This is a genomic window from Hymenobacter canadensis (assembly GCF_027359925.1).
GTDB classification, from domain to species: domain Bacteria; phylum Bacteroidota; class Bacteroidia; order Cytophagales; family Hymenobacteraceae; genus Hymenobacter; species Hymenobacter canadensis.
Genome location: NZ_CP114767.1, coordinates 180,290 through 204,291 on the forward strand (window position 1 = coordinate 180,290; position 24,002 = coordinate 204,291).

20 protein-coding genes and 1 tRNA gene are annotated in these 24,002 nt (G+C 61.5%); 9 read left to right on the forward strand and 12 right to left on the reverse strand.

Annotated features, from left to right (window positions below; genetic code table 11):
• From O3303_RS00820 to O3303_RS00835, 4 genes are all read right to left on the reverse strand, one after another.
• Positions 1-477, reverse strand: coding sequence for an energy transducer TonB (locus O3303_RS00820; RefSeq protein WP_269560173.1), 477 nt, complete (start codon positions 475-477; stop codon positions 1-3).
• Positions 478-635: 158 nt separating this feature from the next.
• Positions 636-2,120: a sodium:solute symporter gene (locus O3303_RS00825; RefSeq protein ID WP_269560174.1), complete on the reverse strand. Its 1,485-nt coding sequence runs from the start codon at positions 2,118-2,120 to the stop codon at positions 636-638.
• 124 nt (positions 2,121-2,244) lie between these two features.
• Positions 2,245-3,261: an MBL fold metallo-hydrolase gene (locus O3303_RS00830; protein WP_269560175.1), complete on the reverse strand. Its 1,017-nt coding sequence runs from the start codon at positions 3,259-3,261 to the stop codon at positions 2,245-2,247.
• Between the two features lie 90 nt (positions 3,262-3,351).
• Positions 3,352-3,945, reverse strand: a complete 594-nt coding sequence (locus O3303_RS00835; protein WP_269560176.1) for a hypothetical protein — start codon at positions 3,943-3,945, stop codon at positions 3,352-3,354.
• 141 nt (positions 3,946-4,086) lie between these two features.
• Between O3303_RS00835 and O3303_RS00840 the strand changes: the two genes are divergently transcribed.
• Positions 4,087-4,743, forward strand: coding sequence for a hypothetical protein (locus O3303_RS00840; RefSeq protein WP_269560177.1), 657 nt, complete (start codon positions 4,087-4,089; stop codon positions 4,741-4,743).
• On the opposite strand, the gene O3303_RS00845 is transcribed toward O3303_RS00840, so the two are convergent.
• Positions 4,706-5,968 (reverse strand): MFS transporter, encoded by a 1,263-nt coding sequence (locus tag O3303_RS00845; RefSeq protein WP_269560178.1) that lies wholly within the window; start codon positions 5,966-5,968, stop codon positions 4,706-4,708. The two genes, O3303_RS00840 and O3303_RS00845, sit on opposite strands and share 38 nt — an antisense overlap.
• Before the next feature lie 115 nt (positions 5,969-6,083).
• On the opposite strand from O3303_RS00845, the gene O3303_RS00850 reads away from it, so the two are divergent.
• Positions 6,084-6,815: a Bax inhibitor-1/YccA family protein gene (locus O3303_RS00850; protein WP_350356599.1), complete on the forward strand. Its 732-nt coding sequence runs from the start codon at positions 6,084-6,086 to the stop codon at positions 6,813-6,815.
• A gap of 133 nt (positions 6,816-6,948) precedes the next feature.
• Here the strand turns inward: O3303_RS00850 and O3303_RS00855 are convergent, their stop codons facing one another.
• The gene (locus tag O3303_RS00855) at positions 6,949-8,775 is read right to left on the reverse strand and encodes a M61 family metallopeptidase (protein ID WP_269560179.1); all 1,827 of its coding nucleotides are present in this window, start codon (positions 8,773-8,775) and stop codon (positions 6,949-6,951) included.
• An 87-nt stretch (positions 8,776-8,862) separates the two neighbouring features.
• On the reverse strand, positions 8,863-9,501 hold the full coding sequence (locus tag O3303_RS00860; protein WP_269560180.1) for a class I SAM-dependent methyltransferase: 639 nt from the start codon (positions 9,499-9,501) through the stop codon (positions 8,863-8,865).
• Positions 9,502-9,575: 74 nt separating this feature from the next.
• Between O3303_RS00860 and O3303_RS00865 the strand changes: the two genes are divergently transcribed.
• The 4 genes from O3303_RS00865 to O3303_RS00880 all read left to right on the forward strand — a co-directional run bounded on the left by O3303_RS00865 (position 9,576) and on the right by O3303_RS00880 (position 12,441).
• On the forward strand, positions 9,576-10,289 hold the full coding sequence (locus tag O3303_RS00865) for a phosphatase PAP2 family protein (RefSeq protein WP_269560181.1): 714 nt from the start codon (positions 9,576-9,578) through the stop codon (positions 10,287-10,289).
• A gap of 135 nt (positions 10,290-10,424) precedes the next feature.
• Positions 10,425-10,506 (forward strand) — tRNA-Leu (locus O3303_RS00870).
• 263 nt (positions 10,507-10,769) lie between these two features.
• Entirely contained in the window at positions 10,770-11,459 is a 690-nt protein-coding gene (locus tag O3303_RS00875) for a phosphatase PAP2 family protein (RefSeq protein ID WP_269560182.1), read from the forward strand.
• Positions 11,460-11,580: 121 nt separating this feature from the next.
• Complete coding sequence (locus tag O3303_RS00880) at positions 11,581-12,441, forward strand: bestrophin-like domain (protein WP_269560183.1); 861 nt, start codon at positions 11,581-11,583, stop codon at positions 12,439-12,441.
• Between the two features lie 85 nt (positions 12,442-12,526).
• On the opposite strand, the gene O3303_RS00885 is transcribed toward O3303_RS00880, so the two are convergent.
• The 5 genes from O3303_RS00885 to O3303_RS00905 form a co-directional block, all read right to left on the reverse strand.
• Complete coding sequence (locus O3303_RS00885; protein ID WP_269560184.1) at positions 12,527-14,860, reverse strand: GAF domain-containing protein; 2,334 nt, start codon at positions 14,858-14,860, stop codon at positions 12,527-12,529.
• A 113-nt stretch (positions 14,861-14,973) separates the two neighbouring features.
• Positions 14,974-15,516 carry a hypothetical protein gene (locus tag O3303_RS00890; protein ID WP_269560185.1) on the reverse strand — a complete coding sequence of 181 codons (543 nt, stop codon included), beginning with the start codon at positions 15,514-15,516 and terminating at the stop codon, positions 14,974-14,976.
• Positions 15,517-15,630: 114 nt separating this feature from the next.
• The gene (locus O3303_RS00895) at positions 15,631-16,485 is read right to left on the reverse strand and encodes a T9SS type A sorting domain-containing protein (RefSeq protein ID WP_269560186.1); all 855 of its coding nucleotides are present in this window, start codon (positions 16,483-16,485) and stop codon (positions 15,631-15,633) included.
• Between the two features lie 161 nt (positions 16,486-16,646).
• Positions 16,647-17,297 (reverse strand): hypothetical protein, encoded by a 651-nt coding sequence (locus O3303_RS00900; RefSeq protein ID WP_269560187.1) that lies wholly within the window; start codon positions 17,295-17,297, stop codon positions 16,647-16,649.
• A gap of 199 nt (positions 17,298-17,496) precedes the next feature.
• A complete protein-coding gene (locus O3303_RS00905) occupies positions 17,497-18,915 on the reverse strand; it encodes a dicarboxylate/amino acid:cation symporter (protein WP_269560188.1) in 1,419 nt (472 codons plus the stop codon).
• 227 nt (positions 18,916-19,142) lie between these two features.
• On the opposite strand from O3303_RS00905, the gene O3303_RS00910 reads away from it, so the two are divergent.
• From O3303_RS00910 to O3303_RS00920, 3 genes are all read left to right on the forward strand, one after another.
• On the forward strand, positions 19,143-20,174 hold the full coding sequence (locus O3303_RS00910; protein WP_269560189.1) for a dipeptide epimerase: 1,032 nt from the start codon (positions 19,143-19,145) through the stop codon (positions 20,172-20,174).
• A 306-nt stretch (positions 20,175-20,480) separates the two neighbouring features.
• Positions 20,481-22,640: a peptidase domain-containing ABC transporter gene (locus O3303_RS00915; RefSeq protein ID WP_350356600.1), complete on the forward strand. Its 2,160-nt coding sequence runs from the start codon at positions 20,481-20,483 to the stop codon at positions 22,638-22,640.
• A 47-nt stretch (positions 22,641-22,687) separates the two neighbouring features.
• On the forward strand, positions 22,688-23,950 hold the full coding sequence (locus tag O3303_RS00920; protein WP_269560190.1) for an HlyD family secretion protein: 1,263 nt from the start codon (positions 22,688-22,690) through the stop codon (positions 23,948-23,950).
• Positions 23,951-24,002 lie beyond the last annotated feature (52 nt).

Below are 24,002 nucleotides of genomic sequence, written 5' to 3' on the forward strand. Positions count from 1 at the left end.
TTAGTCAAATTTGGGTTTTCCTTGTTCCACCTTCAGGATCTGGGAGTTGCCGAACGGCACCGGCAGGCGCACCTGCACGGGCACCGGCTCGCCCTTGCGGGTGGCTGGCTTCCAGGCGGGCATGAGGGCCAGCACCCGCAGCGCCTCCGCGTCGCAGTCGGGGGCCAAGGATTTGGCCACCACCGGGTTGGTCAGGCGGCCATCGGCCCCGACGGTAGCTGTGACTTCCACGTTGCCGGTAATACCCTTGACGCGCGACGCCTCCGGATACTGGATCTGCTGCTGAAAAAAAGCGCCCATGGCCTGCGCACCGCCCGGATACTGGGGCGCCACGTCGGGCCGGTTGGCGGCCGGGCGGGCCTGCGCCTGCATACGGCCGGCTTTCAGCTCAACCGGCGCTTTGGGCGCGGTCGGCTGCTGGGCCTGCGCAGCGTGGGTGGCCACTACCGTCAGCAGAAAGAGGAAGAGGTGTTTCATAGGAGGAAGGGTGCCGCGAAATTCTGTTTCGCGACGAGCAGCGCGAGTGTCCGATACTGCGCAGCCCGCGCAGATGGTAACTACTCGCTCCGCTCGTCGCGAAACAGAATTTCGCGGTACGTGGCGCAAAGGTACGGCTACTTCCCCGTAAACACTCCTTATAAAGCAGGGTTCAATTCGGCGGCGGCGCGGGGGCGCGAAACGGCCAGCAGCCCCAGGAACGTGAGCAGGCCGTTAAGAATCAGAATCTCGAACCCGAACTCATAGCCCCACCAGGCCTTGGAGTTGGCATTGATGAACCACGTAACGAGCGGGGCGGCCACGCACACGGCCGGCACCAGCCGATCGTGCAGGCCGCGGCTCATAAACAGCCCGAAGGAGTACAGCCCCAGCAGCGGCCCGTAGGTGTAGCCGGCTGCCTTAAACACGGCCGTAATGACGCTCTGGTCGTTGATGGCGCGGAAAATCAGGATGATGACGATGAGCACCAGCGAGAAGCCGAAGTGCGTAAGCTGCCGCACGCGGGTCTGCTTTTTCTCCTCGTATTGCTTGATATTGAGCATATCCACGCAGAACGAGGTGGTGAGGGCCGTCAGGGCCGAGTCGGCAGAAGCGTACGTAACGGCAATAATGCCCAGGATGAACACGATGCCCGCAAACAGCGTGAAGTGGCCGGTCGCCAGCAGCGGAAACACGTTGTCGCCGATGATTTTGCCGGTGACCGGGTTGATGGGCAGCGCAATGCCCTTGGCGGCCGCGTATTGGTAGAGCAGCACGCCCAGCGACAGGAAAAACACGTTCACCACCACAATGGCAATCGTGAACCAGAACATGTTTTTCTGGGCGTCGGCCAGGTTACGGCAGCTCAGATTCTTTTGCATTAGGTCCTGGTCGAGGCCGGTCATGACGATGGTGATGAAGGCGCCCGAGGCGAACTGCTTCCAGAAGAACTTATCGTCTTTGGGGTCGGAGAAGTAGATCTGTGACATGCTGCTTTCCTTCACCGTTTTCACCAGCCCGGCAAAGCCCAGGTTCAGCTCATCGGCCATCAGGTAGATGCTCACGCCCACGCACACGAGCATGGCCATGGTCTGGAAAGTATCGGTCCAGAGGATGGTTTTGAGGCCACCGCGGAAGGTGTAAAGGTAAATCAGGAAGATGCTGACCGTGACGGTGACGGCAAACGGCACACCCAGCCCGTCGAACACGGCCAGCTGCAGCACGCCTGCCACCAGAAATAGCCGGAACGCCGCCCCCACGGCCCGGGAAATCAGGAAGAAAAACGCCCCGGTTTTGTAGCTCCAGAACCCAAACCGCTGCTCCAGATAGGTGTAGATGCTCACGAGCCGCAGCCGGTAGTAGAGCGGCATCAGCACGGTACCAATCACGAGGTAACCCACAATGTAGCCCAGCACCACGGCCATGTAGCTCCAGCTCTGCGTGGCCACCATGCCCGGAATGGAAATGAACGTGACGCCCGACAGCGAGGTGCCAATCATGGCAAACGCCACCATGTACCAGGGCGCGTTGCGGTTGGCAATAAAGAACGACTCACTCGTGGCCTTGCGCGACGTGAGAATCGAAATAATAATGAGAACGACAAAGTAGCCCGCAATCAGGCTCAGGATCAGAGTAGGAGACATAGGGCAAAGCTAACAAAGAACGTCATGCAGAGGCGCAGGCGAAGCATCTCGCCAATGTAGTAACTGATTTTGCCACACTGACGAGATGCTTCGGCTGCGCCTCTGCATGACGTTCCCGATGAAACTACTCCCAGTCCTGCCAGTGCAGCACCTCGCCCACGGCCGGGGCGTGCAGCTCGCCGCGGAGCATGCCGCCGGCCGCCACCTGCTGCAGCTCGCGCAGCGGCTCGGAGGCCGGCTCGTCGCTCAAATCGAAGGTGCCGTAGTGCATGGGCACCACGTGGCCGGCGCGCAGCAGGTTGGCCGCCTTGGCCGCTTCGTGCGGATTGACGTGGCTCATCTGCATCATGTAGGCCGGCTTGTAGGCCCCGATGGGCATCAGCACGACATCCAGCGGCCCGAATTGCTTCTCGATTTCCTCGAAGTGGCCGGCCATCGAAGTATCGCCGGCGAAATAAATCGTGCGGCCGTCGGGCAGGCGCAGCAGGAAGCTGCCCCACAGCACCTGGTTCAGGTCGGCGAGCCCGCGGCGGTGCCAGTGTGAGGCGGGCAGGTAGAACAGCTCGAACGGCGCTTCAGGGCCCAGCTCGTACTGCTGCCACCAGCCGGCTTCCTGCACCGGCAGGCCCGGGGCCAAACGGCGCAGCAGCGGCGTCATGCTCAGCGAAGTCAGCACCTGCGCCTGCGGATTCTGGCGGGCCAGCAGCTGCATGGATTTCTCGTCGAGATGGTCGCGGTGGCCGTGGCTGAGCAGCAGGAAATCAATACTGGTAAGATCTTCGGGTCGGCAGGGCAGGGCGTGGCGGCGGCGCAGCCCCAGCGACGAGAACAGCAGCGGATCAAAAAGCAGCGTGCGGCCGGCCACCCGCAGCACGAAGCTGGCGTGCCCCAGCCACACGAGGCCATCGTCCTGGCCCCGCAGGAATTCGGTGCAGTCAACCACGTCCGGTGTCCAGAGGTCGGCTTTCTTTTCTTTTTTCTGCGGATTCTCGCTCAGCTGCCACTTCAGCAACGTACCAAATGTGGGCTCATACAGCTCCTCGCCGTTGCAGTATTGCCGGCCAATCATCTTGTTGCCGGGATAGTTGGGTTTGATGATGGGCAGCTGCGGGTTGCTGACGTAGCGCGGGGCGGAGGCCATAGAGCGAAATGAAGCCGATAGGATGCCAAAGAAACAACAAAGCCCCGGAAGGTTCCGGGGCTTTTGTGCTGCAGCTGCGGCCAGAAAATCTTACCAGAACCCGCCCGACAGTCCCGGCGCGTAGCCCGGGAAGTTGGTGCCCTGGCCGTTGCTCATGCGCAGCCCACCCGAAATAGACAGGTTTTCGGTAATCAGGTAATCGGCCCGCAAGCTCATGCCCGAGCCCATGCTGCCGAAGCCGGCGTAGGGGTTGATGCGGGGCTGCGTGCCCGGAATTTCCTTCCAGGCCGTGCCTGTGAGGGCCAGCCGCGGCGACACCAGATACTGCGCGCCGCCCTGCATCAGAAACTGGTTGTAGCCGGTCCAGGGGCGCAGCTGGTTGTCGGCGGCGGCGCTGGGGTAGTAGGCCGCGCCGGGCGTGAGGCGCAGGTAGGTGAGGCCGCCGAACACGCTCAGGCGCGGCGTGAGACGGTAGCTGGCAATCGGGCTCACCCAGGCCGCCGTGCCCAGCCGGCCGGCCGTCATCATGCCGGCGCTCAGCTGCACGTTCTGGCGCGGCCCGCGCAGGCCGGTCAGCAGCGGCGTGCCCACGCCGAGCGTGGCACCCGGCAGCGGGCTTTGGGCGAAGGCGCCGCCGGCCAACAGCAGACCGGTAGCGAAAGTGGATAGACGGAGAACAAGCATAACGCAAGGAATCAAGACAACGAACACCCGATAGACGCACGCCGGCGCAGAAAAGTGGCACGAAGCCGGCGCCGCTTCTGAAAAGGTACCACCGGCCCGCCGAAAAGTTGGTATCTAGCGCCGAATTATTCCCGTTGCGTTATGCCTTCCGAGTTTATCCAGTACCAGACCTTTCTGACGGCCGAAGCCGCCCAGCCGCTGCTCCAGCTGCTCAAACAGCAGGAAATCCCCTTCGAAACCAGCTCCGACCAGCACAGCTTCGACCCCGCTTTTGCGTACAACGCCACCCGCGCCCAGTTCACGGTGAAGCTGCGGCAGCAGGACTTCCTGACGGCCCGCGGCCTGGAGGCGGCTGTCAACGAGCAGCGTACCACCGAAGTTGAGGACGACCATTACCTATTTGGCTTCACCGACGATGAGCTGTTCGACATCCTGGCCAAACCCGACGAATGGAGCAACTTCGACGTGACGCTGGCGCGCCGGATTCTGCAGCAGCGCGGCCGCGACGTGTCGGAAGATACTGTGCAGCTGCTGCGCCAGAACCGGCTGGCGGCCCTGGCCCGGCCCGAGAAAAGTCAGCGTACTTGGATAGTGGCAGGCTACGCGCTGGCGCTGCTGGGCGGGGTGATTGGGCTGTTTATCGGCTGGCACCTGGCCTCGCACAAAAAGCTGCTGCCCGACGGCCGGCAGGTGCCGGCCTTTGCCGCCGCCGACCAAACCCACGGCCGCCGCATTCTGGCGCTGGGCGCCGTCAGTTTGGTTATCTGGACGGCGCTGCGCTGGTATCTGCAGGAGTAGCCGTGGCGGGTGGCGTGGCGCGGTTCCAGCCGGCCAGCACCGCCACGGCCGCCAAACACAGCGCAAACCAGGCCCACGGCAGCCGCAAGTCCAGCACCGACAGCGCCCCGAACACCAGCGTGGTAGCAAAGCTGGCCAGCCCCTGAAAGGCCTGATTCAGCCCGAAAATCTCGCCCCGGTCGGCGTCGGTGGTGCGCTGGGCCAGCAGGCCCTCCAGCAAGCCCTGAATCAACGAGAGCGTGAAGCAGTCGATGACGACCAGCACGTAGAGCGCCACCACCGACGTGCCCACCAGCCCGTAGGCGGCCAGCACCGGCACGCCCAGCGCCGCCAGCCACACAATGGCTTTGCGCTGGTTGATGCGGTCGGCGAGGTAGGTGTAGAAGCCGTAGTTGAGGGCAATGCTCAGGGCCCCGAAGAACATAAAGAAGTAGGAGATGCCGCGCGCGTCCAGGTGCATCGGGCCCTGACTGATGAAGGGCACGAAGTAGAAATAATAGCCCGTGCTGAGCGTGAGGGCCACCTGCGTGAGCACAATGCGCCGGATGCCGGGCGTGGTGGCTTCCTTCTCGCGCAGCCGGGCCCAGAGCGTGAGCGGGTTGAGGGCCAGCGCCAGCTCGGTGCGCAGTTCGGCCCCGCGCACGCCGTTGCGGCGGGTGTGGGTTTCGCGCAGCAGCACGCTCAGCACCACGTTCAGGGCGGCCAGCACCACGGCCAGCCGCACCACGTAGGCGGCTTCCTGGCCCGGCGCCACCTGCAGCAGCGTCAGTAATATTCCCGACGCCATCGGGCCCAGCACGAAGCCCAGGGAGATGATGGCGCCCTCGATGCCCAGGTTCTTGAACAGCTTCTCGGGCGGCGAAATATCGGTGAGGGCCGAGCGGACGGTGGCGTACATGCCGTTGGTGAGGCCGTCGGAGGCGCGGTTCACGAAAAACAGGCCCGCCCGCACCGGCAGCAGCAGCGTATTGGCCAGCAGCGTGCCCACCGCCGAAAAGATGAAGATGGGCCGCCGCCCGTAGCCATCAGAAAGCCGGCCCAGCACCGGCGCCGAAAACAGCTGCACCCCCAGAAACAGGCCCGTGCCCATCGACAGCCACAGCTGCGGCTGCGGCAGGCCCCGCACAAACTCCGGCATCACCGGCCCGATGGCCGCCCCCACAATCACGTCGATCAGGATAATGAGGTAAATGTGGGGCAGGCGGCGGTCCTTGGGGGCGGGCATGGCGCAAAGGTAGAGGCTTTGCGCTATGGCACCGGCCGGGATGTTGGGTGTTAGGTTAACCTGCCGCAAACCTCTAATTTGCCGCAACTTTATTACCAACTCTCACTCTATTCTCATGGAAGATTTTACTTCTGAAAACTATCAGGAGCCGCAACCGCAACTCACCCTCTCGCCCGAGGAAGCCTCCCGGGTGACGTCGCGCTTTATGACGCAGGTGTACGGCTGGATGGCCGGCGCGCTGGCCGTCAGCGGGGCCGTGGCCATGCTGGTGGCCGGCTCGGCCACGCTGCAGGAGCTGGTGTTCGGCAACCGGTTTGTGTTTCTGGGCCTGATCATCGCCGAGATTGCGCTGGTCGGTTTCCTCTCGCGCAAGGCCTTCGACTGGTCGGCGGGCACTACCACGGCGGCGTTTATGGGCTATTCGGCGCTCAATGGCCTCACGCTGGGCATCATCTTCATGGTCTACACCATGGAATCTATCAGCTCCACGTTCTTCATCACGGCCGGCACGTTTGGCCTGATGAGCCTCTACGGCTACTTCACCCGCACCGACCTCTCGCGCTGGGGCAACCTGCTGTTTATGGGCCTGATTGGGCTGGTGCTGGCCTCGGTGGTGAATATCTTCCTGAACAGCGAGCTGCTGTACTGGATTTCCAGCTTCGTGGGCGTGCTGCTGTTCACGGCACTCACCGCCTACGACACCCAGAAAGTGAAGATGCTGGCCTTCCTCGGCTACGAAGACGAGGCCACCGACCGCAAAGCCGCCGTGCTGGGCGCCCTCACCCTCTACCTCGACTTCGTGAACCTGTTCCTGTTTCTGCTGCGCCTGTTTGGCCGCCGCCGGTAACGGTAAATATCTGTCATCCTGAGCAAAGTGAAGGACCTTGTTACGTCAGAACGACCATCGTGCATACGAATCGTTCCGACGTGACAAGGTCTTTCGCTTTGCTCAGGATGACAGAATCAGGCCACTCAAGCCGCTACTTCGCCTTGCCGCTCAGCCAGGCTTTGCGGAAGGCCAGCTGCTTGCGGGTGGCCTTGTCATTGAGCACTACTTCCAGATCGGTACTTTCCTGCAGCGTGACCGGCACTGTGCGTTTGCCGTCGCGGGCGCGCACTTCCACCTGCAGCACGTCGCCGGGCTTGTGGGTGGCCAGTAGCTTCTGCACCTGCGGGTTGCCGGTCAGCTTCTGGCCTTCCAGCTTCAGCAGCACATCTTCCCGGTCGAGGCCGGCCAGATAGAGCGGGCTGCCGAGCAGCGTGGTGCCCAGCGTGGCGCTGCTGTCGGCAGGGTTGAACTGCAGGCGGGCGCCCAGCGTGGCCTGGCCGGGGTGGGCGCGGCGCACCAGCAATCCGGCCGAGGCCAGCAGCTCGTCGTACTTCGGCAGCTCGTGGCCGGTGATGTGCTGGCGGAAGAACTGGCCCGCAAACGTGGTGTCGCGGGTGACTTCGCCTAGCACCCGCTGCAGGTCGCGCAGGGTGTAGGGCTTGGCGGGGGCGTAGTTCTGCTGAGCGCCGTGCTGCTGCCAGAGCGTGCGCATATACGTGTCGAGGTCGGTGCGGTAGCGCTGGCGCAGCTCCAGGTCTAGGGCCAGCGCATTGGCCGCTCCGATGTAGTAGTAGCTCAGGTAGGTGTTCGAGCGGTTGTTGGGGTCGATGGCGGCGGCGGCATCCACGAACGGTGCCTGCTGGCTCATGTGCACCGGCGAGTACCGCTTGGGGCCCGGCATGCTAAGCATGGCATCCACGATGCCGGTTAGGGCCTCTTTGCAATATTCCTCGTCGGTGTACACGCCGGCGCGGCGTAGTAGCAGCTCACCGTAGTATTGGGTGAAGCCCTCGGCAAACCACAGGCTGTTGCTCATGTTGGCCCGCTGAAAATCAAACGGCTCCAAATCCTGCGGGCGCAGGCGCTCCACGTTCCAGCTATGGAAAAACTCGTGCGCCACGGTGCCCAGGTTGTCGATGGCCTCGGGGCCGCGCAGCGGGCGGCGGCTGGTCAGGGAGGTGGAGTTGCGGTGCTCCATGCCGTCGCCGCTGGTCTGGGGCAGGTAGTTGGCCACGAAGGTGTAGCGGCCGAAGTCGTACTCCGGCAGGCCGCCGAAGATGGCGGCGGCTTCCTTCACCACTTTTTTGGTGTTGGCGGTGTAGGCGTCCAGCTCGGCTGCGGTGCCATCGTGCAGTACCTTCAGCTCGATGGTGCGGCCGCCTTCCTGCCAGGTGCGCACCTGCTGCTCGCCCAAAGAAGTAGGCGAATCCATGAGGTACTGCAGGTTGGGCGCCTGCCAGGTGGTGCCGGCGGCATCGGGCTGCAGCTGGCTGGCTACCGTCCAGGTGGCGGGCATGGCAAACTGCACCTGCGCCGGCCGCTGCGCCAGCGCGGGGGCGTAGGCCAGCGTAGCGGGCATGTTGAGGTGGGCGTGGCGGGCATCAATGCCGGCGTAGGTGCCGTCGGTCCGGTCGCCGAACAGGGTGTAGGTGAACACCACTGTGCCGTCGTGGCCGGGCACGTCCCAGCCGTAGGGGTCGGGGTGCGTCACGGTCAGAACTTTCCCTTTCGAGTCGATGGCCTGCACATCATACACGTTCTTGGCGAATTCGTGCAGCGCGTAGCGGCCCGGCGACGAGCGGGCCATGCGCACCTGCAGCGGACCGGCGGGCAGCTCCCGAAACGTGGCCGTAATGCGGGCCTCATGATGCGCGGCGTTCGGAAAGGCCACCTGATAGGCGACAGGCGCCTGCGCGGCAGCCGGCCGGGCCAGGGTTAGCGGCAACGCCAGGAAAAGCAGAGCGGCAAATTTTTGCATGGGTAGGGGAGCAGAATGAAGGGAGTGAAGGGCCGTAAATGTAAGATGAAGCGGCTCTTTGCCTGCACACTGCCCCACGCTGCTACTTCACTGCCACACCACGGCTTCCACCATCCCGCCAAAAAAGCGCTGTTCCTGCCCCGGTTGCAAGCCTAGCCGCTTTAGCTCCTGATGAATAGGCGGCAAACGGCGGGCGCTGATGCCGGTAGTGGCTCGAAAGAAGCCGTACATAGCTGTCAGCAGCCCGCGCTGCCACCAGATGCGGGGCGCCGCAAAGTCGGCCAGCAGCCAGGGGGCGCTGGGCTGGCGGGCGTGGTGCAGGCGGGCCACCAGCTGCCGCAGCCGCCCGGGCTCAAATAAATCCAGCAGAAAAAACGTGACGATTACCTCAAACCTCTCTGACGGGTCCAGCGCGGCCTCCGTGCCCAACCGGAATTCCACATGCGCGGCGGCGTCGGCGGGCACCTGCCGCCGCGCGCGGGCCAGCATCCGGGGCGAGGCTTCCAGGTAGAGCACCTGCGCCTGGGGCCGCAGCCGCAGCACCTCGGCCAGCACCCAGCCCGTGCCGCCCCCGATGATAAGCACCCGCGGCGTACCGGCGGGCAAACCGGCTATCAGCGCCGCCTGCTGCGCCGCCTGCAGCGCCCGGCCGTACACCAGCCGCGCCAGCGGGTCGTAGAAAGCGGCTACCCGATCGAAACCGGAATCCGGAAGAATATGTAGCATACGCTTTAGCTTGTGCCGTACAGCACAAAGTGTTTTGTACGGCACAAGCTAAAGCGTATGCTACATTCTTTGCTATGACCAATCATCTGCGCCGGCTGCTGGCCGGCAGTATACTGTTTCTGACCGAGTTTGCCGTGACGGTGCTGCTGGGCATTCTGGGGGTAGTGGGGTTTCTGGCGCTGGGCCGGGAGGTGTTCGACCAGGATGCGGCCACCTTCGACGCGGCGGCGTTCCGGTGGGCGCGGCACCTGCTCGGGCCCCGGCAGCAGTGGGTGGAAGCCGTTACGTTCTTTGCCTCGCGCAACTTCATTACCGTGGCCGGGCTGCTGCTCATCAACTGGCTGCTGCTGCTGCGCCGGCACCGCTGGTACTCGCTGCTGGTGCCGGTGGTGGCGCTGGGCAGCATCACCCTCAACTTGGTGCTGAAGCAGTTCTACAACCGGCCCCGGCCGCTGCTGCCGCTGGTGTCGGCCTCGGGCCTGAGCTTCCCGAGCGGGCACGCCATGATTTCGGCCTCGTTTTATGGGCTGCTGGTGTATCTGGTGCAAACGCACGTGCGGCCCCGCTGGCTGCGCTGGCTGCTCACGGTTCTGCTGGTCAGCCTCATCCTGCTCATTGGCCTAACCCGCGTGTACCTGCGCGTGCACTATGCCACCGATGTGCTGGCCGGCTTCACGGCCGGGCTCGTGTGGCTGGTGGTGGCCATTCCGGTGCTGAAGCAGATTGAAAACCGGGTGAAAAGCCAGTTCAGGAATCAGCCGCAATTAGCTGAAAAACAGCCTGAATAGGCTAAAAAGCGAATTTCTGCAGAAAAATATATCGACTTTTTTCACGCAAAGCTTGTCTGGTGACAAAAGATGCCCCTATCTTTGCAGCATCAAAAGCCACCCCGGTTAGGGCAAACGGCCGCTGATACACAAGATGCGCTTGTGGCGAAATTGGTAGACGCGCTGTCTTCAGGCGGCAGTTCCGCAAGGTGTGGGAGTTCGAGTCTCCCCGAGCGCACGAAAGCCGGTCCAGAAATGGACCGGCTTTTTCGTTTTTACATTGACTGGCGCGGATTTATCCCGGATTACACGGATTTTGTGGACGGCGTGGGCTGGTCGTGGTGCCACGAGTTGACAAAGGCCTCGTGCTACCACTATCGTTGAACGGCGCTAACGGAGGTTGTTCAACGAGAGTAGTACCATGACAGAAAAAGTTGTGGCACCACATCCGTCATGCCCCGCCAGGCCTAACGCCCGTCGACTACAAAATTCGTGTAATCCGTGAAAAACCTGCGTCAATCCGTGCTCCGTGCCCGTTTGCTTGCGCTGCTCAGCTTCCTGACGCTGGAAATACTGCTGGTGAGTGGGGTGTTTCTGGCGTCGCTGGGGCTGTTTTTCTACCTCACGCGGGTCGTGTTCAGTGCCCATTCGCTCACCTTCGACAACTGGGCCATCGGGCAGGCTAATGCGTTGCGGACTGCTTGGCCGCCGGTTACCAATTCGGCCCTGTTCGTGACCTTTTTCGCGTCCTTTCCCTTTCTGGTGGTGGCCGCTGTGCTGCTGCCCGCGGCGCTGCGGTGGCAGGGGCGGAAGCGGGAGGCCCTGGAAGTGTTTCTGGCCGTAGCGGGGGCTTCGCTTTTCAACCAGCTGCTCAAAACGTACTTTCACCGGCCCCGCCCGGCCACGGCGCTGCTACCGCAGCCGGGCCTGAGCTTCCCGAGCGGCCATGCCATGATTGGCATGGCACTTTATGGCTGCCTGGCGTGGCTGCTTTGGCGGCACGGCCGCCATCCGGCCTGGGCCGGGCTGCTCGTGCTTTGGGCCGTGCTCATCGGTTTTACCCGCATCTACCTGCAGGTGCACTACGCCACCGATGTGCTGGCCGGGTTTGCCGCCGGCCTGCTCTGGCTGATTCTGCTGCGCACCGCGCTACGGCTGTACTGGCGCGAAGAGCAGCAGGTGCTCAAGTAAGCCCCAACCAAACCAGCTGCCGCCTTGCCCGCTGCGCCGCAAAACCAAATGACGGCATTGGGAGTATGATACGGCCGGCTGGCGGCAAACGCGCCAACACAACCCCGTTTTTCGTACGCCTATGGCTTCTGCTTCTTCCTGGGAAGCTTCCTTCTATCCCGTTGACTCTTCCCTGCAGTATATGCTTTGGATGTACGAAATGCCTACCTGGCTGCTGGCACTCTGTATCATGGGTGCCACCGTGCTGGTTTCGCTGGTTGGCCTGTATTTCACGCACCGGCGCCTGCATGGCAGCGCCGCCGCGGCCCTCATCGACAATGGGACGGTGGGCTGGTTCTTTTCGGGCGTAACAGTGCTCTACGGCCTCACGCTGGGTTTGCTCACGGTGGCCACGTGGCAAAACTACTCCGACGCTTCCGCCATTGCCTCGCAGGAGGCCGCCTCCCTGGCGGTGCTCTACCGCGACCTGAGTGGCTACCCCGACAGCACCGCTCAGCCCTTGCAGGCCCAGTTGCGCGACTACACCGAGTTCATCGTGCAGAAATCGTGGCCGGCCCAGCGCCGAGGCATGGCCAACGACACCGAGCGCATTGTACTTACCCGGTTTCAGCTGCAGCTGCTGCGTACCGAGGTGCGCACCATGAGCCAGCAGGTGCTGCACGGCGAGGCCATCGAAACCTTCAACCGGCTGGTGGAATTGCGGCGGCAGCGGATTGAGAGCATCAGCTCGGGTGTGCCGGGCGTGCTGTGGGCCGCGGTGCTGCTGGGGGCCGTCATCACCATTGCGTTTTCCTACTGCTTCGTGGTGGAAGACCTGCGGTTTCACGCCCTGCTGACCAGCCTGCTGGCGCTGATGGTTGGCATCATGATTTTCCTGATTGCCGCCCTCGACCACCCGTACCTCGGCGACGTGAGCGTCACGCCTGATGCCTACCAGGTGGTGCTGGACAAGGTGATGGTGCCCCTTTCCGCCACGCTCTGACCACACGCTGCAGCTACACAGAAAAGCCGCGCAACATCCCGCCCGGGGGTAGTTGCGCGGCTTTGCCGGTTAAGCGCGGTGGCCGCTAACTCAATTTGACCTTCACACGCAGAGCCAGCAGACCTTTTACGCCTTGCAGCTCCTCCAGCTCCAGTTCCTCAATGTCGTCTTCAAGCATGCCGCGGTCCTGGAGGTAGTCGAGGTATTCCAGATACTCGTCGGCCTCGCGCTGCTGCGAGTAGACCAGCGCAATGCGGCCGGGCTGCGTGAGCCGCTCGCCGGTGCCCTGCACGGTGGCCTTGTCGATGCGCTTCTTGATGATTTCGTAGCGGATGTTGTAGGCGCCGTCGACGTCGAACTGGCGCTCATCCTGCCGGAAACGGATGCCCAGCGGCTGACTGTGAATGAGGATGAGCTGGGTGGTATCGAGCGGTACGGGCAACTGCGGCTTGAGGGCCGCCGTGCGCCGCGTAATCTCAATCATGGTGAGCAACTGCCACAGCCGCAGGTTTTTCAGGAACACCAGGTCGAAGGGCTTATGCTCCACCAGCGAGGCGCCCACGTAGATGTTGTACTCCACTCCGTCGGTTTTGAAGCGCTGGAAGTAGTGCGGGAACATCTGCTGGGCTTTTTCCTCTTCGTCGTCGAGGTAGTCGCTCACGGCGTCGTTGAGCAGGGTGGTGCTTTGCTCGAAGGCCTTGCGGCGCTTGTAGAGCACACCCAGCTCGGGGTCGATATTCGACCAGTACTGGCTGATGACGGCCTGCAGCTCGGGCGTGTTCTGCCCCAGATACTCAAATAGCGGCTCCACCTCCGTCCGGAGCGACTCGAAGATGCTTACCTCGTCGCCGGAAATCAGGCCCTGGCGCAGGCGGCGCAGGTTTTTGTTAACATAGAATTTGAGCTCGTCGAGGATGGGCAGGGCCTGAAACTCCGAGGCTTTTTTCAGTACTTTATTGGCCAGCGTGAGGTGCTCCACCAGGTCGCCCTGGATGGCCTCGTTGCGTGCCGTGCTGGAGCCGCGGATGTCGCAGGAGCCGTGCAGCGGGTACACGTCGTGGAACACGATATCCTCCATTTCGGCGCCCCGGTTGCCGTCTTCCTGCTTCTGCAGCAGGTTTTCGGCCGCGTTGGTGAAGCGCCACTCCATGCTGGGGTGAATGGCCGTGAACTTCTCCTTGATGATGGACTGCACGCGGGTCTGGATTTCCTCTGCGTTGCGCTTTACGGCCACCGCAAACAGCGGCGCAAACTGCGCCACCGTCTCAATATCAAACTCGTCCAGGTCGCCCACGTTCGGCGAGCCCAGCTCCAGCAAACCCACCGTGTCGTCGCCGTAGCGGAGCAGCGCCAGAATGGCCGAGCGAATGCCGATGCTCAGAATCTGCTGGCGCAGATCTTCGGGAATGTCGGCGGTTTCCACGTCTTCGAGCACCAGCGGCTGGCGGTTCTGCCAGAGGTCGGAGTAGATCTGGCGGAAGCCCGAGCCGGCATCCTGGCTGTGCAGCTGCTTGGTGAGGAAGCTGTGGTTGATTTTGCGGCCAAAATCCACGAAGGCGCGCTTCTTCTCGTTGTAGGCCGCAATGCCGAGCTGCAGAAACGGCCGCTTGAACAGCACCCGCAGCTTCTCCTGAATCTGTTCCAGGCGGTCGGATGCCTGCAGCACGTCGCGCTCCAGCAGGTCGTATTTCAGCTCCGACAGGATTTCCTGCTCGGTCACGTCGGCCAAGTGCAGAATGTTGAAGCCTTCGAGCACAAAATGCTCGGGCGGCAGCAGTTCCTGCCAGATGTCGGGGCGGTTGGGGTTGCGCGTGAGCCGCTCCACCTGCTCCGACGTCAACTCGGGCCGCGGCCCCGCCAGGCGTACATCCAGAAAAGTAGAGTCAAAAACCACGCTGAAGTGCCGGTACAGGCCAATACTGTAGTCGGGCACGGTGAAGATGATGCTGCCGTTGTCGGGCATCTGCACACCGTACACCTTGTCCAGAATCAGCTGGTAGGCCATGCGAGCGGTGTGCACCTCCAAGGTAGCCGTATCAATGTTGAGCGGCTGCTTCACGGTTTTGGCGCTCGTGAGCAGCACTTCGGCAAAGCGCGGCGTGTGGTAGAAGCTGTAGCGCTGAAACGGCACAATGGCCCCACTGATATCCTGGCGGAAGGAAGCGGGCGGAAACATGGCCAGCATCAGCGTGTCCACCAGGTCGCAATGGCACTCCAGCGCGCTCATGTCGGTGATGGGGCCGCGGCTCCAGGGCTCGGCGGCTACCTTCTCGCCGACGGCGCGGGCCAGCAGTGCCACGCCGGGGTTGGCGTCGTCTTCGCGGGCCCGCCAATAGGCAATAATTGGCTCCAGGCTAAGCGAAACTTGGAAAGGAAAAACGGCCTGGGCCGGGCGGGTAACGGTGAGTTCAGGAGGCATAGCAGCAGCAACAGTCCCGAAGGTAGCCAATATTGGTAGCAGCCAGCCTCCGGGTGAGAACTATACGTAAGGGCCGGGCGCGCGGACGTGCGCCGACTGCCGCAACCTCGCCCTTACCGGCTCAAAACCACCGGCACGGCCCGATCCTGGCCGCTGGGGTCGGTGGCGTCGATGGGCTGCGGGCTGCCGTTGAGGTACACGCGCTTGAGCGTGTTGTTGTTGCAGGTGCAGCAGCCGTCGCTCTGCAGGCGGCTATTGAGCTGGACGCTGTCGATGCGGAAACTAGCCGTGGGGGCCCGGCGCTTGCCCAGATAGAGCAGGTAGCGATACTGGTCGAGCTTGCGGGTGCCGCGCTGCCCGAACGGCTGGGCGTTGTTGAGCACCACGTTGCTGCCGCGCTGCTCGGCGGTACGGATCAGCAGCACGGTATCAATCACTGGCCGGCGGGCGGTGTCGCGGCGCAGCTCCCGCACGAAAAACACCGAATCCAGCTCGTCGAGCGTGAATGGCCGGGTCGTGCCGGTCGTTTGGTTGAAGCTGAACGATACGGCATCGTCGAGTGAGTCCTGGCAGTCGCAGGCTACGGAACCGCAGCAGGCGGCCAGCGCCGTGGCAGCAATAAAGAACAGAAGCCAGGTAAGCGGATTGCGCAGCATAGGGCGTAAAGATAAGCAGCAACCGGCGCCGGGCAGCGGTTTGACCGGCCAGTAGCGGTTTAGAAAAAAAGCCAGCCCTGAACGGGGCTGGCTTTCAACGAACGGCAGGCTGTCTTATTCTTTCACGAAGCGCTTGGTTTCGGCGCCGGTGCGCGTGCTGATCTTATAGAAATAGGTGCCGGCCGGCAGGGCGCTCAAGTCGATGGACAGCGTGTGCGGGCCTTTTTCCTGGCGGCTTTCCTGGGCCACGGTGCGGAGCGTGTTGCCGCGCCCGTCCAGCAGCTCGATGGTTATGGGGCCGGCCTTTTGCACCTCGTAGGTAAGCTGGCTGGCGGCTACAGCCGGGTTAGGATAGAGGCTGGCCGCCGCCCCGGCCTGCGCCTGGGCCGGGGCCGCCGGATCGAGAAGTAGGAAGCGAACCGGGCGCAGCAGGCGACTGGCGGCGGCGTGGTGAGGCCGGCCGGCAGTTGCAGCCTCCCCGGAAGCAGGCGTGTGCCGGGCCCGGATGGCGGCCAGGTCGGAGGCCCATTTCTCCTGCTGGGGTTGTATTTGCTGGGTTAGCTGCCTGATATCGGCCTCGTATTTCTGCGCCAGCCGCGCCACGTTCAGCAGTACGGCTTTGGTGGCGGCGCGCAGCTCCTGGCGCTGTTGTTGCTGTGCGGGTGTCAGTTCGGGGCGGGCTTCTGCGGCGGCAGGCTTCGTGTTCTGGCGGAGCGTATGAGCCTGCTGGCGGAGCGCCTGCAGCTCGGAGCGGTAGGTGGCCAGCTGCGTGCGGTCGGCGGGGCTGAGCCGGGTTTCCAGCTGCTGGCGCTGCTGCCGCAGCACGGGCAGCACGTTTTGCCGGATGTAGGCCTTCATTTCCGGGCGGGCGGGGGCGCCGGGAGCGGGCCGGTGGGGGCGGGCTTCGGTGCCGCCGGCCAGCAGCATAAACAGGCTGACAGCCACTATCCTTAGAGAAGTTATTTTCATGGGGCAAGGCCAAAAATGAGGAGTAGAATGCGGCTGATAGATGCCGCAGAGAGCCGCAGGTTTAACTTGGGAAACGAAAAAACCGCTTCAGTTATGCACTGAAGCGGCTCGACGCTTAAAAAAAGAATGTTCTACTGAAAGCCGGTAGCCATCAAAGCAGCCTATAATCCGCTGGAAGTGTCGGTTTCCATGGCGTCGGGCTGCAGGGGGCCGGCGGCCAGCAGCTGCTGGCGCAGCGTGTCGGCGCTGGCCTCCAGCTGGGGCCGGATCTGGTCGAGGGCCAGGCGCAGCGCCTGCATATCGGCCAGGCGCGGGGCGTTGGCCTGGGAGTAACCGTGGTACATGGCCACGCGCACCTTCGAGCGGCCCGCACCGGCGTACGTCCCGATAACTTCGTTCTGGGCATTCAGAATCTGCACTTCGGCCTGCACATTGGTGCGGTAGTACTCTATGGGCAGCCCCAGCAGGCTGGGCACCATCATCGTAACCATCTGCACACCCTGAAAAAACCGGCCGGTGCGCGTGACTTCGGCTTCCTTTACCAGCAGCTTCACGTAGCCGTAGCGGCTGCTATCGGCGGCTTCCATCAGGTTCTGGCCCACTTCCTGCCGAAACACCCGTAGCGGGTCTTCGGGTAGGGCACCTTCCGTGAAAGCCATTGGGCCGTTGTCCACGGTGATTTCGAGGGGGGGCAGCTGGCTGCTGAGCCGGTGGCTGGGGGTCTGGAACATCACCCGGTCGGCAGATTTGCATCCTGCCAGGACGGAAGCACCAAACAGCAGTAGCAGTGGAATGCGAAGAAGTGCAATCATAGAATTGGACGTTTCAATTTTCATTGGCCAGAACCCCTAAAGTACTACTTTGAGTTCAGCGGAAATGGTATTACCAATATAACTTAAAAACGAAAATATATAACATTGAAAATGTTTTTTAAAATAGAAGCACAAAGCCCCGGTCCGAAACCGGACCGGGGCTTAAAACAGGAACGCAGAGGGAGACTGTTACCCGAAATTAGTGTGACTGCATGAGGCTGCTGTCGGGTTCGGCTAGCTCCTGCACGGGCTCCGGCGCCACGTAGTTGTCGATGAACTCGCCTTCCCAGCGGGCCACTACGGCCGTGGCCAGGCAGTTGCCGATGACGTTGACGGCCGTGCGGGCCATGTCCATCAGGGCATCAATGCCCAGGATGATGAACACCGGCCAGGCCGGCAGGTTAAAGGAAGCAACTGTGGCCAGCAGAATCACGAGCGAGGCGCGTGGCACCCCGGCCACGCCTTTCGAGGTCAGCATCAGGGTGAAAACCATCACCAGCTGCTGCCCAAGCGACAGTTCGATGCCGGCGGCCTGGGCCACAAACACGGCTGCCAATGACAGGTAGAGCGTGGTGCCGTCGAGGTTGAAGGAGTAGCCGGTGGGCATCACGAAGGCCACAATCCGGCGCGGCACGCCAATGCTTTCCATGGCTTCCATGGCCCGCGGCAGTGCCGCTTCCGACGAGGTGGTGGCAAAGGCGATGCTCACGGGCTCGGCAATGGCCTGCACGAAGCGCTTCACCGGAATGCGCATGATCAGGGCAATGGGCAGCAGCACCACCAGCAGGAACACGATGAGGGCGGCATAGAGGGTCAGCAGAAGCTGGAAGGCGTTCAGCAGCGGCGCGAAGCCCATTTTGCCGACCGTGTAGGCCAGCGCCCCGCCCACGCCCAGCGGCGCGAAGAACATCACGACGTTGGTGAACTTGAACATCACCTCCGACAGGCTTTCGGCCCACTCCAGCATGGGGCGGCGGTGCTTCTGGTGCACCATGGCCAGCCCGATGGCGAAGATGATGGCAAACACCACCACCTGCAGCACCTGGCCTTCGGCAATGGATTTGGCAATGTTTTCGGGGAAGATGTGCAGGATGATGTCGGACGTGGACTGCTCCACAGCCTGCAGCTTCTCGGTGTCGGCCGCGACGCCGGCTTGGCTGATGCCGACGCCGGCCTTGGTGAGGTTGATGGCCGCCAGCCCGATGAAGAGCGCGAAGGTGGTCACGACTTCAAAGTAGACCAGCGCCTTGAGGCCCATTTTGCCTACCTGCTTGAGGTTGGCGTGGCCGGCAATGCCCACCACCAGCGTGCCGAATACCAGCGGCGCAATGATGGTTTTCACCAGTCGCAGGAAGGCGTCGCTGAGCACTTTGAGGTTGACGGCGAAGGCCGGATAGTCGTTGCCGATTTCGGCCCCGACGAACATGCTCACCACAATCCAGAAGGTGAGGGAGCGGCGCTGCACGCCATAGGCCACGAAAGCGGCCAGAAACACCCACCGGGCGGCCTGAGCCACGCCAGAGCTGATGCCGCCCACCCCGTAGGTGGCCAAAACGGTGAGGAGCACGGCCACTACGGCCAGCAGTAATACGAGAGGAAGGAGTCGCGAAAACTTCATGCGCGGCGGCAAAAGGAGGAAAGTGGGGGGGCAGGGAACAGCCGCAAAGGTAGTTTTTGGTTTCTAGTTTCTGGTTTTCAGTTATTGCCGCCCGATTGAAGGTTGTCAGTTGTCAGTTGTTCGTTGTCGGTTGGCAGTTGACGATTGCAGAAAAAGCAGACGTGGCCCACATCAGCCGCCAACCAGTACCCGCCAACTGACAACGAATAACTAACACCTATACACCTATGCCCGTCTGGTCGCTTACTGCCCTCGAACTGCCGCTGCGGTTCACCTGGAAAATCTCCCGCAACGCTTCTACCGCCAAAACCAACCTGCTGGTGCAGGTGCGCGACGAAGCCGGCGGCCCCACGGGCTACGGCGAAGCCGCCCCGAACGTGCGCTACGGCGAAACCCCGGCCGGCCTGCAGGAGGAATTTGCGGCGCTGCTGCAAGCCGGCCTGAATCGGGTAAACTCCGAGGCCGCGCTGCACGAATTTCTGGCCGGCCAGCCGGTGGCGCACGCGCTGCGGTTTGCGCTGGAGTCGGCGGTGGTGCATTGGGAGGCGGCGCGGGCCGGCCAGCCGGTGTGGCAGTGGCTGGGGGCGCCGGAGCCGGCGGCGGCGGTGCCTACCGCCTTCACGCTGCCCATCATGGAGCCCGGCGCCGTGGTGGGGTTTCTGCAGGAGCAGGATATGGCCCGGTTCGCGCTGCTCAAAATCAAGGTAAACCAGGAAATGGGCTACGAGCTGCTGCGGGAAGTGACGCGCGCCCTGCCCGGCCGCCCCCTCATCATCGACGGCAACGAGGCCTGGACCGACCCGGATGCTCTGCTGCAGTTTGTGGAGCAAGCCGCCGCGCTGCCCGGCCTGCGCGTGCGCTTGCTGGAGCAGCCGCTGCCCGCCGCCGAAGCCGAAGCCTACCGCTACCTGCACTCCCGCACGCCCTGGCCGCTGTTCGCCGACGAGTCGGTGACTGACGGGGCCGACTTCGCCGATATTGCCCGGCAGTTTCATGGCGTAAACATGAAGCTGATGAAGGCCGGCGGCTACCGCAACGGCCTGCGTATTCTGCGCGAAACCCAGGCCCACGGCTTGCAAACCATGCTGGGCTGTATGGTGGAAACGTCGCTGGGTATATGGTCGGCGCTGCAGCTGAGCGGCCTGGCCGGCATCTGCGACCTGGACGGCCTGCTCATCCTCCGCGACGAGCCCTTTGGTCTGGTGCAGGAGCAGGCCGGGCAGCTGCACGCCCAAGCCGAACTGCCGGCCACCCTGTAGCTCAGGCACGAAAACTAAGGGACGGATTTCCCATTTCTGGCCGGATAAAATATAATCCGGCCAATTGTTTTTTGTGTTAAGGTAATATTATTTATCCGTTATATTTGCCGAAACACCAAAGTCCCAATTATAGACTTCGGGGCCTGATGCACAGGTTTTCGGAGCTGCAGCGCCGGGCAATGGTTGCCGCTATCCAGTCTGTCTGGCACCATAATCAAGTCGAGTATTCTTCTAGCGTTACCCTTACCCATGTTCCCTTTCTATAAGCAGCAGCATGCCGCCGACTACGGCAGCGCGTGCCTGAAGATGATAGCCAAGCACTACGGCCGACCGTGTGCCGGCCTCAAGGTGGCCCTACCCGATAGAACCGGAACTAGCCAAGGCTCCCTGAACGACATCAGCAAGGCAGCAGAAGAGCTGGGGTTCCAGACGCTGGGCGCGAAGATGAGTTTTGCCAAGCTGGCCAAAGAAGCCACGCTCCCGTGCATAGCGCAGTGGCAGCAGCAGCACTTTGTGGTGGTCTATGGTTTCAGCAAGCCGCGCTTTCGCAACAAAGAGCACATCCGCACAAGCGTGCTCGTCGCCGACCCGGCCCTGGGCCTGGTAACGTACCCGTACGAAGAGTTTCTGGCCGGCTGGCTGGTGGAGCGGCCCGCTGGCGTGAGCCAGGGCAATGTGCTGCTGCTGGAGCCCACGCCCGCTCTCTACCTGGACAAAGAATTCGACCCCGAACAGAAAGTAGGCCTCAAGCAAGCCTTTGCCTACCTGCTCAAATACAAGCCGCTGCTCGTGCAGCTGCTGCTAGGCGTGTTTATAGCCTGTGGCTTCCAGTTGATCCTGCCGTTTCTGGCGCAATCAGTGGTCGATGTAGGAGTTAACACGCATAATATCAGCTTTGTGTACCTGATTCTGATAGCGCAGGTCACGCTGTTTATCAGTCAGAACGTCGTTGATTTCATTCGGGGCTGGATTATTCTGCACATCAGCTCCCGTATCAATGTGCTCATTCTATCCAGCTTTCTATCCAAGCTGTTGCGCCTGCCGGTTTCCTTCTTTGACGTTCGCCAAATGGGCGACATCATGCAGCGGTTTCATGACCACGAGCGGATTGAAGTGTTCCTGACCAACACTCCACAAGCTACGCTGTTTGCCGCCCTCAACATCTTGGTATTTGGGGCCGTGCTGTGTATATACGACACGACTATATTCTTTGTCTTTTTAATTGGCACTATAGCTTACGTGGTATGGGCGATTGTTTTTCTGAAACGTCGCCGGGAAATTGATGCTTTGCGCTTTAAGGCCCAGTCGCGTAATCAAGGCGCTATTATTCAGCTTGTGCAGGGGATAAAAGAAATAAAGCTTGCCAATTCTGAAAGACAGAAACGCTGGGAGTGGGAGAAGATCCAGGCCTCATTATTCAAGATAAATTACGAAGGCCTTGCGGCCGTGCAGTATCAGAAGGCCGGAGCAGTGTTTATCAATGAAGGCAAGAACATCCTGATTACCTTCTTGGCAGCCAAAGCAGTTATCAATGGCCACATCACGCTGGGCGCGATGCTGACCGTGCAATACATTCTAGGTCAACTTAATAAGCCCGTTGAGCAGATTATCCTGTTCACCCAGACCTGGCAAGACGCGCAGATCAGCCTGGAGCGACTGGATGAAATTCATGCGTTGGAGGACGAGGAAACTGCCCCCGAGCTAAGCCTGCAGATGCTGCCGGCCGACCGCTCGGTCAGTCTGAAGGATGTGGACTTTGCCTATCCTGGCTCTGAGGCACGCCTGGTGCTTTGTGGCCTTAGCCTGCATATTCCGGCAGGCAAAACCACTGCCATAGTAGGGGCCAGCGGGAGTGGTAAAACCACTCTGCTTAAGCTATTGCTCAAGTTTTATGAGCCCATACACGGTAAGATTCAGGCCGGACACATTAATCTGAGCCAGATCAGCCAGGAAGCCTGGCGCAGAGAGTGTGGCGTGGTAACCCAGGAGGGCTTTGTGTTTTCCGATACCATTGCTCGCAATATTGCTGTAGGCGAGGAGCAGCCCAATATCGATCGGCTGTTGCACGCGGTACACATTGCCAACATTGCGGAATATATGGAGTCGTTGCCGCTGGGGCTCAACACCCGAATCGGGAACGATGGCAGCGGCATGAGCCAGGGGCAGCGGCAGCGGCTGCTTATTGCGCGGGCCGTGTACAAGGACCCGGCCTACCTGTTTCTGGACGAGGCCACGAATGCCCTGGACACGGAAAATGAGAGTGCTATCCTGCGGAATCTGGAAGAATTCATGCGGGGCCGGACGGTGGTGGTGGTGGCGCACCGGCTCAGCACCGTTAGAAATGCGGACAATATCGTTGTGATGAATCAGGGTATTATCACGGAGCAGGGAACCCACGACGAATTGATCAGGCGGCGAGGCTATTACTTCTCCCTGGTAAAAAACCAGCTGGAGCTGGAGGCGTAGCGGTGAAATTCTTTTTTTCAACGCAGGACAAATACCAGCAGCCCAAGATGGAAATAGTGCACAGCGAAGAGTTAGAGGAAATAGTTTCAAACGAGCCTCATTGGTTTATCCGATTAGGCACAGCCTTGTTTCTGGCTCTGCTGGCTGTTTTGGTGCTGCTGAGCTGGGTGGTAAAGTATCCGGTGATGGTGCGGTGCGCGTTTTCGCTAACCTCCAGCAGCGCACCCATCCCGGTAGTAAGCAAGGGCGACAGCCGTATCACCAGGCTGCTGGTAAAAGACAACCAGCAAGTGGTGCAGGGCCAGCCGCTGGCTTATCTGGAAAGTACGGCTGACAACAGCCAAGTCATGGCCTTGGCTGCGTACCTGGATACATTGCATCAGAACAGCTACTACTCTCTGCGAAGTCGCGCTTACTTCCCGGAGAAGCTCGGCGAGCTACAGGCCAAGTATCAGGTATTTGCGCAAGCCTACACCCAGTTCAGCAGCAAGAGCAGCCGGTTGTTCTTTCGGCGGAAGAAAACCATGTTTCTCTCTGAACTTGCTAACCTGCAGCAAATTGGGCGAAACCTGGGGCAGCAGCAGGAGCTTTATTCCAAAGATCTGCAGCTAATGCAAGCCGATGTGCAGATGCAGCGGAACCTGGCCCGGCAGGGAGTAATTGCTTCCTCCGAGCTTCGGCGCGAAGAGAGCAAGGAGCTGGCCAAGCAGTTTCCGCTCAAGCAAGTACAGGCAGCGGTGCTGGCCAATGTAGCGGCTCAGCAGATGAAGCAGCAGGAGCTACTGGCACTGGACAAGCTTATTGCCGACCAGAACGATAACTATATGCAAGCTGTCAATGCCTTGCGTAGTGCAATCGACGCATGGAAAAGCCGCTATGTGCTGACGGCTCCCATGACGGGTGCGGTCCATTTCTCACGCTTCGTGGAGTTCAACCAGGTTGTACGCACGAACGAGGAGGTGTTTTACATGAATGCCGCGCCAGCCACTTACTACGGGGCCATGCGGGTGCCCCAGCAAAATCTGGGGAAAGTACAGGTTGGACAACAGGTCTTGATTCGTCTGGATGGCTATCCTTTCAGTGAGTATGGCATGCTGAGAGGCAAGGTTGCTTCCATATCTTCTATTCCGGCCGCCGATAACACCTTCATGGCGCGGGTATCTTTGCCGCAGGGCTTGGTGACCACCTACGGCCGCAACATTGCCTTTCGCAGCCACATAAGTGCTCAGGCTGACATCGTCACCGAGGATATCAGCTTGCTGGCGCGAATCTTCTACCGGCTACGCTCGGGTCTGGACAATCCGGACTAAGGCGCCCAAGCAGCGTAGTGGTTGTTTGATGCTCGTTACCATGTGTCGAGGG